The organism is Limnochordia bacterium (assembly GCA_023230925.1).
Taxonomy (GTDB): Bacteria; Bacillota; Limnochordia; order DUMW01; family DUMW01; genus JALNWK01.
On the sequence record JALNWK010000062.1, the window covers coordinates 1 to 14,728 of the forward strand.

Below are 14,728 nucleotides of genomic sequence, written 5' to 3' on the forward strand. Positions count from 1 at the left end.
AAAATTAGCCGTAGTAATCCACGTCATTGTTCGAAACGGAAATCCCATTCTGAAAACAGAACAACTCTAAAACGGAGCACCTACCCTAAGTGTATACACATCCTGACTTTGACGGGGTCCTGTTTCCCTCCCCAAAGGGGGTATACAAAGGAGCGCGTTTCTAGGTATAATAAACGTATAACCATAATAAGATAAAGGTGTCAGAAATGGGAGAGACAACCAAATTTTTCTCTGAGGGAACTACCGTACTAATTGAACTGGGCTTACGCAGCCGGAAAAGGTACCAAGGGACAATCAACGAACGGGATCAGGATTTCTTGTACCTGACGGTATCCAAGATAGCGGGAAGGCGTATCAAGCCAGGCAGTATAATCTGTCTCCACCAAGATGCGGATGAAATCACTTACATCGCACGGGTTCGGGTTTTGGCCGTTGAAGATCGCAAATCCATGGTACTGTTGAAAACGCAAATACCGCGTACAGTGGAATCCCTTAGGGCCCGGAGATACTGCCGTGTAGATACTAGATTGCCTGTTTTGGTTAATGGTGTGCCCGGACGAATTGTGAATTTGAGCGCTACTGGAGCCCTTGTTCTCAGTGCCTTTGAGGGTTTGGTTGATGAAGAGGTGGAGCTCAAGTTTAAACTAGCCCCGGATACAGAACCCCTAGAGGTTGATGCCCGCATTGTGCGGATCGAGGAAACCCTATTTGGCAAACAGAATAGGGCCGCGATGGATTTCCTGGATATTTCGCAAAAACAACAAGAAGCCATCATCAAGTATATCCTTGAGACCCAACGCAAATATTTGCAGAAGGGCACTTTGTTGCCGGACAGCATCTCCCATCGGCGCAGACCATTTTAAAGCTATTGCCCAAGGGTTAGCCAGTTACGACTCATGAGTCTGATCTCTTCAATGGCCTTGGCCTTGTCACTAAACTCCAAGGCGGTTTGTAAGCGGATTAGCTGTTCCTCAAAGGCTGCTACTTCAGATTTTTCCAGGCTAATCTGCGCCTGGGTGAGAAATTTACTCCAGGTCTTGCGCAGTTGTTCATGGGTGTTTTGAGCCTGATTCCAGTCCTCTGCACCCACCTGTCTGTGCAGTTTACCAAACAAGGACGGGACCGTAACATCTGACCCAATCGGACCTTCAATTAAGAACCTTATGTTCATGACGAGAACCATCACAACAAAAAGTACAACGACCCCGGAATACAGAAGAACGCGCTGCAGCATGATCCAACCTCCCTCAATCAGGTCCTTCATAGTCACTGGGATTAACGGTACCTGGGAAAGTCAACCGATCCTTCACCGTATCGACGTATAGAGTGCCTTGGGTATCTATTGCCGCATAGAATATCTCCTTAATACTTTTTATCCCCAGTTGCTGTAACTGATCCTGAAGCCATTTCTGATCAAGCCCTAACTGCTCTAGATTCTGGTTAATGACGATACCATTAACGATTACCTCCACGTTTACGCCTTCGTAGTTGGTTTCAAGATTTAGATCCTCCGGTGTTACGGGGCGTTTTTGGGATTTGAGTTGTACACTAAGTTGTCCACTTGGTTCGAGTAAGGCGAATTCCACATCCATGATGTTGAAAACACTCTTGCCATGCAAAGCACTAATCAAGGTATCGATTGGATAGCGGGCCTTTTCCATATTGCGTTCGAGGATCTTGCCATTGTGAACTAACACCACGGATTCCCCTTGGATAATATTAGACCAGCGACGATTACGAATTGTGATTACTTGCATGATTATTACAAGACCTGCCCAGGTAGTAAGGCCCACCCAATGGTGCATGGCAATACTTGAGAGGTCTGTGGACATCGTCGCCGCAATAGAGCCAATGGTGATACCATTAACATAGTCAAAGAAGCTAAGCTCTGCAATTTGTTTCTTGCCCAATATCCGTGCATAGAGGAATAAAGTTAGAAAGGCAAACACGGAGCGAACGAAGACAACTAGATTGACAGACAAATTCATCACCCATCAATAGATTGACCAAACCAAGGGAAATGATACTTCCAAAATCGGCCGGATTGGTTCTTGGGTTTTGCATAAAGACATCATTTAGTCATTATTTGGAGTGGTTTGCAGGAATTATCCAGGGGGAATGTCGAATTTTAACACAGTAGAGAGTCGATGAAGACATAAGGGGGATACTCGTGAAGAAGCTGGGAATTGGGATTGTTGGCTATGGTTTCATGGGTCGGGTGCACTTAGCTGCCTATATGAGCATACCGGTGTACTACCCAACGCGCACCTTTGAACCAGTAGTTATGGGGGTTTGTAGTCGCAGCGGAGCAAGTATCAAACAGGCCCAACAAAGCCACAATTTCCACTTTGTCACTACGGATTATGCAGAACTTTTGGCCCGTGACGGGATCGATGTGGTAGATATTTGCACCCCTAACTACTTGCATAAACCAATGATCATTGCTGCCCTAAAGGCAAACAAGCATGTCTATGTGGACAAGCCCTTGGCTTTAGACGCGGTTGAGGCAGAAGAGATTCTTGAGGTAGCGAGCAGAAGCTCGAAAAAGGTGCAAGTAGGGTTTCAATATAGATACATTCCTGCCGTGATGCGAGCAAAGCAGTTAATTGAACAAGGCGCGGTGGGGGAGGTATATCATTTTCACGCGGCCTATCTGCATGCTGGGTACACCGACAAAGATCGGCCAATGAGTTGGCGTTTACGAAAATCCCTGGCTGGTGGTGGTGCATTGTTTGATTTGGGCTCCCATGTGGTTGACCTAATGGCGTACCTATTAGGTGATTTTGCCCGGGTGCGTGCGTCAAGCCAGACCTTCATTAAGCAAAGACCCTCATCAGAGGGCTCCTCAGTAATGGAATCAGTCGATGTCGATGACTACAGCATGATCGAAGCGATCATGGAGCAGGGGGGCCGGGGGGTCATTGAGGTCTCTCGCTTTGCCACAGGCTCCAATAATGATTTATCCTTTAGCATCTACGGTAGCTCTGGAGCCTTGAGGTTTAACCTTATGGAACCTAATTGGCTTTATTACTACAATGCCGCTTTACCAGGAGACCCCTACGGGGGGCTAAGAGGTTACAGCAGAATTGAGTGTGTGAACAGATACGACGATAGCGATTTCCCAGGACCAAAACATGAGATCGGGTGGATGAGGTATCATATCGCTGCTCAGTATGCTTTCTTAACAAGTATTGCGTTAGGGACTCCCCCAAGCCCGGGTGTTGCTGAGGCCTATCATGTGCAGCAGGTCCTGTCGGCGGCAGCAAGATCTGTTTCCCAAGGTTGTTGGGAAAACGTCTAAAAGGTGTCCTTGTACCTTGATATGTAAACTAGACACTATAGATTACAGTGCACAGGGTGATTTCCCGAAACACTGTGACCATCACTAGACTCTATCTGGCATTTATTCAAAGGGCTCGGACCAGAGAATAACACGTTGCTTAACTGGGTTAGTGCTCCTGACGTGGGACAAAGTCTCAATGCTTCCATTGACATTGGTTACAAGGAACGCTCAGAAGAGCTCTATCTTGAGATTGGACAATATGGAGATAATGGAGAAATCGACTATGAGATCGAAGTTGAGTTTCTGGAGCTCGATGATGTTTTTGAAAGGAACGATCTCTTTACTCAAGCGCAATGGATCGAGGTGGACAAAGAAGTAACCGGATACATCTTTCCCCGGGGTGATCGGGAAAGGCATTGCCTGGGCATCCCGCAGCCTGGGCAGGTGGTGGTAACCCTATCCAGTCCTGATCCAGCTATCCGGCCTAGCCTTAGGCTGGTTTCCCCAGATAATTATACAAGGGTAAACTGGACTAGCGCAGAGGATTTTGGCAAGAGTGTCTCCAACCAGATGGATATCCTTGAACCGGGACTGCTATTTGTGGAAGCACAGTATTACGGCGATGAACGTCGCTCTACTCAGGCTTATACCACAAAAAGCACATGGACGCCGGTAGTTGATGAGTCTGAACCAAACAATGATCTTAGTCAGCGCACCTTTATTTCCTTAGGAGAGATGGTATCAGCACATATCTTTCCTGTGGGGGATAGAGATTGGTATGAAATTGGCACAGAGAAGATGGGTTTCCTACACATTGAGGTCTCTTCAAAGGATTCAGCTATGCTGATGGGTCTTCGGGTTGTCTCCGAGGCACTTGCAAACTGGATCTATACTGAAAACTCGCTAGACAAGCTAAATACCACCATTCAAGCGCTACCAGGGAAATGTGTTCTCGAGATCGCACAAAGGGGCGACAACAGACGGAGTACTCTGCCTTATCAGGTTCAAGTTAGCTTAGAGGAAGTTGTGGATACATTTGAACCTAATAACCGTTTTTTCCAGGCGGCTCCTATTACCGTTGGGGTGCCGGTTCAGGGTACTATCTTTCCAACAGGAGACCGGGATTGGTATTCCTATACTCTGTTCGCAGAGAGTGAGGTCAGCATTGAGACTATAGGTGATAGTCCCTTGCAGATGGAAACAACAATACTGCAGTTTACTGGACCTATGCCGCCCAAGCCGGGGAGAAGGCAGAGATTCAAAGGAAGCTGGGAGCGGGTACTTATTTCATCGAGGTTACGCACTACGATGATCGCGTTGCTAGAAGGCAGCCATATACACTGACGATATCAACAAAGTAGCTTGGAATCTGCAGGATGAGTAGATATTTGGTATACTTGGTCTAGACGGAGGTAGTGAGTATGCCTTTCTGCTAAAGGGTTAGGGTGCTCACTACCCATTGGTTGAAGGACCAAGCTGGTGTTTTAACGCTTTAGCCGGAGGGTTGACGATGGAACACCCATGCGATCTTTATTCTAAATCCCTGTGGGCATGCCCCTATAGTTCATATATCGTGTATTACTACCGCCGGAATTTCGCACCGGGTTACTCCCTGACTTCCCACGGCCACGGCCAGGCGGAGATAATGTATGTGGAGTCCGGAGAGATTACCCTGGAATTTCCCGAAAAACAGGTAGATTTACAAGCCTCAGACTTTGTTGTGATTAACGGAGGAGTATATCATGGTAAGCTCCCCGTGGTTAAGGAATGCCGCATCACTAACTGCGAGTTCTTCTTTGAATACGATCCCAGTGGAGTGATCACTACTCTTTCTGTAGCAAGGAAGCTTAACCAAACCCAGTGGCCCTTTGCCTACGGTCACCCGTGGTTGAAGGGGACGGATACAGGAACAGTAGGTAAAGCCTTAGCGGACCTCGTTGAGCTCCTAGATAGTCGCGAGGAACAACTACTCATCGATCTAGCATTCTGGCGACTATTTGCGGAGCTATCTTTAACCATCGGGCAACCCTTGCGAAGCTTTGACGTACCCAACTTGCATGTGAACCGAGCCATCAGGTTCATGCGCGCGCGCTACAGTTGGGACCTAAGTATTGAGGACATAAGTAAGCACCTGCAATTGAACCGCAGCTACTTTAGTCGTATCTTTAAAGAAGTCACGAATCAGACACCCAATGAATACTTAACCAGACTAAGGATCAAACAGGCGAAGAAATTACTAGTTACAACGGATCTTTCCATTATTGATATCTGCCAAGATGTGGGCATCAAGAACCAACAACATTTCTCAAAGTTGTTTTCTCGTTATGTAGGTGTTGCACCTAGTACTTACCGGCGAGAGTATGAAGTAAAAAGCTCCTGGCGGGGTGGTAATCGGTACCCCACCGTTGAAGATGGCTGTGATCGATATCTAGGGTCACAATCCGACACGTTCCAGCAGCAAAAGGACACAAACAGACAAGCAAAGTAATCTGAAATGGGTATATTAAAGATGAACTGACTTTTGCGAAAGGTGGCCGTGGAACGTGAAGAAAATCGCATTTATAGGAGCTGGCAGCCTGGGTTTCTCCCGGCGGCTAATGATTGACATTCTATCTTTCCCTGCACTACAAGATTGTATGTTTTCACTGATGGACATCGATGAGTTTCGCCTCGGATATGTTGAGCGGATTGCAAAACGGATCATCGATGAAGGAGGGTATCCAGCCAAATTCGAAGTCACTACGGATCGGAAAAAGGCAATCGAAGGTGCCGACTATGTAATCATCATGATCTTGGCAAATGGGTTTGAGGCAATCAAACCGGAGATTGAAATACCCTTAAAATATGGTGTGGATCAATGCATCGGTGATACTACTGGCCCCGGCGGGATCTTTCGCGGGTTACGGACCATACCCATGATCCTGGATATCTGTCGAGATGTAGAGAAGTATGCACCTAATGCCTTCGTGCTCAACTACACCAATCCCATGAGCATTCTTTGTACTGCTATGAACAAAGCCACCTCTGTTAGGAATGTAGGGCTTTGCCATAGTGTACAAGGAACAGCCGCCCTAATTGCCAATTGGGTGGGGATTCCCTATGATGAGTTTGACTACCTTGTGGCTGGGATTAATCACCAAGCTTGGTTCCTCAAGGCGGAACACAATGGTAAGAGTGTGTACCCAACGCTAAGGGAAAAAATCGCCGATGAGGAAATATATAACAGTGATACCACCAGGTTTGAAATGTTTAAGCACCTAGATTATTTCGTCACCGAATCAAGCGGACACAACTCAGAGTATAACCCCTGGTTTAGGAAACGCCCGGATCTACTGCAAAAGTATACCCCGGGTGGCAGTTGGAATGGGGGAACAGGCTTTATCCTTCAGCTGTACGGCAAGGATCGGGAGGATTTTGCCCAAGACCTGGAGCGCATGGCCTCTGGCGAAGACAAGATCAACTTCAACCGGAGTAACGAGTATGGTTCACAGATTATCAATGCCATGGAAACAGACGCGCCCTTCCGGTTCAATGGAAACGTAGCAAACAATGGGTTCATCAGCAATCTACCCACTGGTAGTTGCGTTGAGGTACCTTGTTATGCGGATTCCCACGGATTGTCTCCTATGGTTGTGGGAGCATTACCCTCACAGCTGGTAATACTGAACCAGATTCATGTGGCCATGGCCGACATGACCGTGGAAGCATCCTTAACGGGCAATAAACGGCTGGTATTCCAAGCTATTGCCCACGACCCCCTCACGTCAGCAGTACTGTCACTACAGGAAATAGAAGATATGGTTGATGAATTGTTCGCTTCTCAAAGTAAATGGCTGCCCCAATTCAAATAATCACGGTCTTGCATCCGGGATGATACTTCATCCCGGATGCACCTTTCCAGCATGAAACCCCTTCTCGCAATCATATAATCGTACGAGGATACTTCCCTTGGGGTGAGGACGTGCGTATACTTATTGCAGTTATCTTATCCGTAATTGTGTTCTTTCTGCTAGTGGACGGTGCGGTAGATTACAAAGGCAAGGGGTATATCGTTGGACCCGACGGTATTGCCCGACCGGTTGTAGATGGCTTTGATTTCCCCGTGGGAAATCGCGACGGAGATGGCTGGGGCATTACTGGATATGCTTTCTTAGAGTGGAGTTACCATAGCAACTCCTGGCATCCGGGGGAGGATTGGAATACCGTTGAAGGAAACGACTTCGGCCTGCCTGTTTACGCGGTGGCCAATGGGTTAGTTGTTGATTCCTTGTGGAATCGGGCCATGGGCAATATTGTACAGATAGAGCATGTATTAGAGGATGGTAGTTACATCTATTCTCAATATGCCCATCTAAATGAGCGGTATGTAGAGCAAAAAGAGATAGTCTACCGGCGGCAGATCATTGGTACCATCGGAACAGGCCCCTATCGTCGGTTTGCTCCTCACTTGCATTTTGAACTTAGAACGGCTCCTTTAGCCGCTAATGCCTGGCCCAGAGTTGGGGGGCAGGCATTTGATCTAGACGAATTGCTCAAATACTGGATCAATCCGTCGGAGTTTATCGCCCAGAGACGTCCGGGGACGTATTCCCCTTACCCTCCTCGGTCTCACTAGGTTCTTCTGGCTCTACGGGTTCTTTGGGTGCTTCTGGCTCCACGGGTTCTTCAGGTTCTTCCTTTGGTGTCTCCTGTTCAGGAGTTGGTGTTGGGGTAGGAGTTGGGCTTGGCGGTGGTGGCGTAACAGGTAATCTAGAAACGGCTTGGGCAGGATGTAGGTAACAAGGAGTTGTTGGTTGGGTACCTTGAATAAATGCGCTGTTTTCCTTAGCAGGACAGTTTACCGTAGCCAGGTAACCGGTGTAGATGTCTACTTCGATTCCCTGTACAATAGATGCTGGCCTCTGGAACCCATCTGTATCCTCCGCTGCTATTTCGTCCATAAACTGCTTCCAAAGGGAACTGGCCGATGGGTCGGATTCTTCGGGTATTTCAACAAGATAGACTGCCACTAACAGATCTGGGGAGTACCCAATAAAGATCCGATTATCTACATTGCCTTTACCGGCTGCTGTTCCGCCAAACTCTAACTTTGCCGCCACTCCCTTGGTGAATTCCGCAGTCAAAAGATCTGTTATCAGGTATGCCACTTGGGGAGTAATGACTTCGTTTTCCTGAATCTTATGTTCAAACACCGTTTGGTCATTATCTATGCCGGATACCTTTTGTACGATGGTGGGTTGAAGTAAGTTGCCACCACCCGCAAAGGGGATATAGGCGCCAATCAAGTTCAGAAGGGGGATGGCACCTTGACCAGTGGCTAGCTCTTCGGCCTTTGTGGCATCGATGGATCCTAAACCAAGGCTATTGGTGAATTTGGTAAACTCTTCTTTGTTTAGCTTCCCTAAAATCCATTGGGGCAGATCTTGTGGTGTTTGGACTACAGAATGCTTTAAAGTGATGTTTCCTGTCGGACTGGGGGTAAATGGGACGAGGGTGTTTAGCCGAAATCCCTGGGTTATGGCTGAAGCATAAAGGATGGGATTAAAGGTTGCTCCCGGCTGCACCTCCTCCAAAGTAGGATTCTTATCTTGCTTACCTTCGGAGATCAATGCACGGATGAGACCTGAAGCTGGGTCTATAGCAATCAAGACTCCTGACAGGTTTTTGGGCCAGATTTGGCGGGCTGCCTCTTGCAGATTGGGATCGATACTAGTTATAACGTTAAGCCCTGCATTTGGTACCCTGTTGTTTTGTAGCTGTTGAGTGACCAGGGCCGCTAGGTTTTTCGTGGTGGTGGCATTGGGCGAGACCACCTCTACAGAAATCTCTTTCGCTTTCTTGCTTTCGCTGGCGGTGATATATCCTAGTTCATTCATCTTATCTAAGATTTCATTACGCCGGTTAGCCGCCTTAACCGGATGGGTGTAAGGGGAGTATTCCTCTGGTCCACCTAGTATTGCAGCCAAAAGCGCGCTTTGGGCCAAATCCATTTTAGTCGGGGAGATATTAAAATAAGTAAGGGAAGCATCGGTAATACCTTGGATGTCTTTGCCGAAATCCCCTTGATTCATTAGTATTGCAAGTTTCTCTTCTTCAGACAGACGGTTGCGAACCGCTAGGTTCCCGATTTTACTTTCCAGTGCCCGAGCGACGCCAACGTGGGGACCCACAAGAAACTGCTGGGTGATCTGTTCTGTAAGGGTGTTTTTCCCTGGTGGTTGTAGAGTAACCGCGGCCTGAAAGGCTTGTTTTGTATGAGATGGCAACTTATCTATAGCCACAAAGCTGCCGGCATCGGATCCGGTTTGGGCGATTAGTTGCCCATTGGCATCATAGATCTGGATTCCCTCTGTCTTGGGTTCTTGCTGGATCCGTTTTATCGTAGAGAGATCCTTCATGTAGATAATGGTCGGCACGATAAGTAGTAGTAAAATGACGATAATAGTTGCTAATGCGTATTTGCTGCGGTTATTTTGCATACCCATCACACCCTTTTATTCTTGAAAATAGTATGGGTGGTTTAGCAGGGCCTTATCCTGGATCATTCAGGTAAGATGATCATAAAGTGAAATCACCCAAGAGTATCGACATTATGCGGGGGAGAAGTCCAAGCCGTCCGAAATCCACGTCTGTGGTTTCGCTCCATAGTATCTGGTCAAAGCAGCAGCTGGATGTTTGTTCTTTCGGATTAAACAGAGTTGTCTCCTTCGGCCTAGGCTTGTTGTCAATAGCCTCATCGGTGTCATAACGTAGGGTGCATCTATCCGGGGACCAAAGAAGGAAACATAGGTTCTGGTGACGAATCAAAGAGTAGCATTTTCTTCTCGGTGCAAAGGTAGGCTTGGGCATGGATCTTGCTTCGTTACTAACACATATGAAAACATCACCCAGATTACAGGAACGGTTTACCTGCTGGAGGTCGATTCCAGAAAGGCCGGCCCGTTTTGGCCCATGGCCTCCTAGTCTTGATCCTCGGCTACAGGAGGTCTTAGGAGCTCGAGGGATCGAGAAGCTTTACACCCATCAGTCCCAAGCGATTGAAAGGGTATTGGAAGGGCGTAATACTGTTGTTGTTACTCCAACGGCTTCGGGTAAGACCCTTTGTTATAATCTACCGGTACTAGACGGAATCCTAAAGGATGATAGCCTCCGTGCGTTGTACATTTTCCCAACGAAGGCCTTGGCCACAGATCAGGTCAGTGAGCTACATGAATTTGTGACAGATCTTGGTGCACAAATCAGAACCTTTACCTATGATGGGGATACTCCCGTTGATGCCCGGCGGAAGATTCGGGTCGCAGGCCACATTGTTGTCACCAATCCGGACATGCTCCATACCGGTATCCTTCCCCATCACACCAAATGGGTGAAGTTGTTTGAAAACCTGAAGTACATTGTGATCGATGAGGTGCACACCTATCGTGGCATATTTGGCTCCCATTTTGCTAATGTTCTAAGAAGATTAGAGCGGATCTGCCGTTTCTATGGTTCAAGTCCCCAATATATCTGTACTTCAGCAACCATCGGTAATCCAGACCAACTTGCCGCATCCCTGACAGGATGCGAGATCGAATTGATAGACGACAATGGTTCTCCGGCGGGAAAGAAACACTTTGCTATGTATAATCCCCCGGTGGTCAATAGGGAGTTGGGTATTCGCAGAAGCAGCCTTCTGGAAACAGCGGATGTGGCCGAAGAGCTGATTAAAAGTGAAGTACAGACCATTGTTTTTGCTCGGAGTCGTCTCAACACAGAAATATTGGTGACTTACATAAAGGAGCGGGCCGCCCGCAACCTGTATTCCCCTGATTTGGTGCGGGGGTACCGAGGCGGCTATTTGCCCACTGAACGCAGGGCGATTGAACAGGAACTACGGGAGGGAAAAGTCGGAGTAGTCGTCTCTACCAATGCGCTGGAGCTGGGGATAGATATCGGTCAGCTGGAAGTATGTGTCCTATGCGGGTATCCTGGATCTGTAGCGAGCACTTGGCAACGCTCAGGACGGGCGGGGCGCAGGTCGAATACTTCTGCGACGATTCTTGTTGCTAGTAGTAGCCCCCTAGACCAATATATCGTGAGTAATCCAGACTACTTTTTCGAGAGCACTCCAGAACAGGCCTTCATTAACCCAGATAACCTCGTGATCCTAGCAGCTCATCTAAAATGCGCTGCTTTCGAATTGCCCTTCCTGGAAAAAGAAGGGTTTGGTCCGGATATTAGCCGTGAAATCCTCGATCTTTTGGCCCGGCAGGGGATACTACGCCATACTGGTGGCCGCTATTATTGGTCTAGTGACAACTTTCCGGCTAACCAGATTAGCCTACGCAGTGCAGCCACGGATAACGTGGTGATTATCGACATTACCCGTACGGGTACGCCAAGGGCCATCGGCGAAATCGATTATTTTAGCGCCTTTACCACTGTTCATGATGAGGCCATCTATTTGCATGAAGGAAAGCAGTTCCATGTGGACAAGCTAGATTTCAAAGAGAAAAAGGCCTATGTCAAGCAGGTTGATGTGGACTATTACACTGACGCGGATCTAGCCGTTTCGGTGAAGGTGATTGACGTTTTCCAGCAGACGATGACAGAACCGTCTGTAATCTGCCATGGAGAAGTATTGGTAACCGCCGTTGCGACTATTTTCAAGAAAGTGCGGTTCCGTACCCATGAGAACCTAGGATGGGGGCAGATTAGCTTGCCCGAGGAGCAGATGCACACCTCGGCTTGTTGGCTTTCCTTGGGTGAGGAAATAGAAGACCGCTACACCAAGGAGGAATTACAGGATGCTCTTGTGGGTATGGCCTATTTGTTGGCTGGCCTTGCTCCTTTGTTTCTATCCTGTGATGCGTCGGATATCCGCGTTTTTTGCGAGGTTCGTTCGCCCTTCACCCAGCAACCCACGGTATATCTATACGATCGCTATCCCGGAGGAGTTGGGTTAAGCGAGAAACTGTATACAATAATGAATGAGCTGCTTCTTCGTGCTCTAGAGCGAGTGAGACATTGCGATTGTCCTGCGGGGTGTCCCTCCTGTGTTGGACCTAGCTGCCAAGACAAAGAGATTACAGCCAGATTGCTAGCTGAGGTGGTAGGTGTTGAGTCTAGCCGATAGATTGCGCATGTTTGAAACAAGTTGTGAGTCTGCCCCGAAAGTAGACTTTCAAGCATTGCCTTGGCAACTAGGCGGAGTATTGCAGACTAATCAGTGGGGAACCTATCTTCTTTGCGATGCGCATTATCCTTTAGATTACTATCACGGAGACAGACAGCTGGGTTCATTGCTGCGGTATCATGGTCAGTCCGTGGACTGTATTAGCCCTTGCTTCGATCAGAAGTTGGATCTAGATCAGCTTGTCTTTCTAGATACGGAAACAACCGGGTTAAGCCGGGGAACCGGCACCTATGTATTCTTGGTAGGGCTAGGGTACTTTACGGAAACTGGCTTTAGAATCAGTCAATACTTCTTGCCTGACTATAGTGAGGAACTGGCTATGTTGTCCCGTCTTAGTGAGGAACTAGGCCCAAAAACAGGACTAGTCTCATTTAACGGTAAGGCCTTCGATGTTCCACTATTGCAGACTAGACTGATCTGCCAGCGGCTTCCCCAATGGCACCTACCAAAGATGCACATGGATCTACTACACCCAGCTAGGCGATTGTGGAAGGGCACACTAGATAGTTGTAGCCTTTCTTCTTTGGAGGTCAATGTGTTGGGATTTAGCCGAAGGGATGATGTACCCGGCTATTTGATCCCGGAACGCTATTTCAACTATCTCGCTTCCTGTGATGCAACTCCCCTAAAAGAGGTGCTAAGACATAACCGCCAGGATATCCTATCGATGGTTACCCTGACTGAATTGCTAATTCGCATATACAGTGCACCGGAACTAATTGATGATCCTAAGATGCTAATGCGGGTGGCAAAGCACCGCGCTTCCCTAGGGGATTCTTTAGGTGCCGAGGCACTATATGCACAAGTTCTAAGGGAGAAAAGCCCCTCTAGCTATGGTCCCTTAGCCATGGGAAGACTTGCTAAAATCTATAAAAGACAGGGCAAATGGGGCCCTGCCATAGATTTGTGGTACCGGCTGATCGCTGAAGGAGGTCGGTTCGAACTAGAACCCTTCGAGGAGCTGGCAAAGTACTACGAACATAGAGAAAAGGACTATCCACAGGCGATCAAAATCGTCAATGAGGCTATTTGCCGGATCAAAAGTGATCCCCTGCAGCGCAAGCTAAATAACGATAGTTTATCTAGGCTAGATTACCGACTAGAGCGCTTGCAACGCAAGTTAGGCTGACTGGTCACAATGTAATGGTCAGGACTAAGGCCACAAGAACGCCGAGGATGATCCCCTTGCTCGCGGAGGATCGTTCACCGAGGGAGTACGCATCAGGTAATAGTTCACTGAAGGTTATGTATAGCATGGCACCTGCTGCGAGTCCTAGGGCCCAGGCTAAAGAGGCAGCGGATATATCCCCAAGAAGATGTCCTCCTAAGGCACCAATGCCTGTGGGAAGACCAGCTAAGGCCGTTGCCGCGATAATTGACCCCGGTGTGGTATTGGAGCATTTGAGCATAGTTCCCATGGCTAGTCCCTCGGGAAGGTTGTGCAAAGCCATGATAAAAGCAAGGCTAGCACCTAGCTTGATTTCTGCGCTAAACCCGGCGCCAATAGCAAAACCTTCGGGGATATTGTGCATGGCGATACTGATACCAAGTAAAATGCCTACTTTTTTAAAGTGACAGTCTTTGCTGTCAGAACTATAATGGATATGGGGTAAGAGATAATCCAAGGACAAAATTAGTGCCATCCCTGCGATGATGCCGAAGAAGGAACTGCTGATAAACCCTGTGGCAAGGGCCTCAGGGATCAGGTCGAGGAATGTTATCGAAAGCATAATGCCACCGGATAACCCTAAAAAAAGCCCCGTTAGCCGATTGGAAGGACGGGGTATTAGTGCAACTAAAAAGCCTCCGCCTGCGGTACCAATTACGCCAGCGAAAGTTGCTATGGCTACTACATTTAGTAGGGAATGCATTTCAAGACCCACCTGCCTGCTACATAGTATCTACTGCTAATCCAAGTATGATTCTATCATACCTGTGATAGTTATTGTCCATCCCGGTGCACAGGAATCCATTGTTAACTGTGAAGGAGCATAATCAAGCTAAATAGCAAAAAACCCATTCTAGAAGGGACAACTACACATAAACCGACATTGCGGCGGGTTGCTCTAAGCTTCTAAACGTGATACATTAAAGAACGTCGCCCAGATGCGCTTGGCGCAACGGCGGCATCAGCACTTTGACAACTGAACAGTATACGAAAAGCGAGAAGCCTTGAGATTTAAATTAAGCTAAGGATTTAGCTCAAAGTAGATCCTAGGGTGCTTCGGCACTTTAGATAAATTTAACGGAGAGTTTGATCCTGGCTCAGG

Annotated in this window: 12 protein-coding genes; 8 read left to right on the top strand and 4 right to left on the bottom strand. The window is 47.8% G+C overall.

Annotated features, from left to right (window positions below; all coding sequences use genetic code 11):
- The first annotated feature begins 206 nt into the window (after positions 1 to 206).
- A complete protein-coding gene (locus tag M0Q40_11120; GenBank protein MCK9223147.1) occupies positions 207 to 863 on the top strand; it encodes a PilZ domain-containing protein in 657 nt (218 codons plus the stop codon).
- A 2-nt stretch (positions 864 to 865) separates the two neighbouring features.
- On the opposite strand, the gene M0Q40_11125 is transcribed toward M0Q40_11120, so the two are convergent.
- The gene (locus tag M0Q40_11125) at positions 866 to 1,234 is read right to left on the bottom strand and encodes a DUF4363 family protein (protein MCK9223148.1); all 369 of its coding nucleotides are present in this window, start codon (positions 1,232 to 1,234) and stop codon (positions 866 to 868) included.
- 13 nt (positions 1,235 to 1,247) lie between these two features.
- A complete protein-coding gene (locus M0Q40_11130) occupies positions 1,248 to 1,982 on the bottom strand; it encodes a DUF421 domain-containing protein (protein ID MCK9223149.1) in 735 nt (244 codons plus the stop codon).
- Positions 1,983 to 2,170: 188 nt separating this feature from the next.
- Between M0Q40_11130 and M0Q40_11135 the strand changes: the two genes are divergently transcribed.
- The 5 genes from M0Q40_11135 (at position 2,171) to M0Q40_11155 (ending at position 7,898) form a co-directional block, all read left to right on the top strand.
- Entirely contained in the window at positions 2,171 to 3,301 is a 1,131-nt protein-coding gene (locus tag M0Q40_11135; GenBank protein ID MCK9223150.1) for a Gfo/Idh/MocA family oxidoreductase, read from the top strand.
- Positions 3,302 to 3,436: 135 nt separating this feature from the next.
- A complete protein-coding gene (locus tag M0Q40_11140) occupies positions 3,437 to 4,627 on the top strand; it encodes a hypothetical protein (protein ID MCK9223151.1) in 1,191 nt (396 codons plus the stop codon).
- 166 nt (positions 4,628 to 4,793) lie between these two features.
- Positions 4,794 to 5,771: an AraC family transcriptional regulator gene (locus tag M0Q40_11145; GenBank protein ID MCK9223152.1), complete on the top strand. Its 978-nt coding sequence runs from the start codon at positions 4,794 to 4,796 to the stop codon at positions 5,769 to 5,771.
- Positions 5,772 to 5,826: 55 nt separating this feature from the next.
- Positions 5,827 to 7,134, top strand: coding sequence for an alpha-galactosidase (gene melA, locus M0Q40_11150; protein MCK9223153.1), 1,308 nt, complete (start codon positions 5,827 to 5,829; stop codon positions 7,132 to 7,134).
- Positions 7,135 to 7,244: 110 nt separating this feature from the next.
- Positions 7,245 to 7,898, top strand: a complete 654-nt coding sequence (locus M0Q40_11155) for a M23 family metallopeptidase (protein MCK9223154.1) — start codon at positions 7,245 to 7,247, stop codon at positions 7,896 to 7,898.
- Here the strand turns inward: M0Q40_11155 and M0Q40_11160 are convergent.
- The gene (locus M0Q40_11160) at positions 7,843 to 9,762 is read right to left on the bottom strand and encodes a transglycosylase domain-containing protein (protein ID MCK9223155.1); all 1,920 of its coding nucleotides are present in this window, start codon (positions 9,760 to 9,762) and stop codon (positions 7,843 to 7,845) included. The two genes, M0Q40_11155 and M0Q40_11160, sit on opposite strands and share 56 nt — an antisense overlap.
- A 368-nt stretch (positions 9,763 to 10,130) precedes the next feature.
- Here M0Q40_11160 and M0Q40_11165 point away from each other — a divergent pair, with 368 nt between their 5' ends.
- Both M0Q40_11165 and M0Q40_11170 read left to right on the top strand, forming a co-directional pair.
- Positions 10,131 to 12,398, top strand: coding sequence for a DEAD/DEAH box helicase (locus M0Q40_11165; protein ID MCK9223156.1), 2,268 nt, complete (start codon positions 10,131 to 10,133; stop codon positions 12,396 to 12,398).
- Positions 12,382 to 13,587, top strand: a complete 1,206-nt coding sequence (locus tag M0Q40_11170) for a ribonuclease H-like domain-containing protein (protein MCK9223157.1) — start codon at positions 12,382 to 12,384, stop codon at positions 13,585 to 13,587. The genes M0Q40_11165 and M0Q40_11170 overlap by 17 nt, the downstream gene beginning before the upstream one ends.
- A 4-nt stretch (positions 13,588 to 13,591) precedes the next feature.
- Here M0Q40_11170 and M0Q40_11175 read toward each other — a convergent pair whose 3' ends face one another.
- Positions 13,592 to 14,329 carry a ZIP family metal transporter gene (locus M0Q40_11175; protein ID MCK9223158.1) on the bottom strand — a complete coding sequence of 246 codons (738 nt, stop codon included), beginning with the start codon at positions 14,327 to 14,329 and terminating at the stop codon, positions 13,592 to 13,594.
- Positions 14,330 to 14,728: the final 399 nt, after the last annotated feature.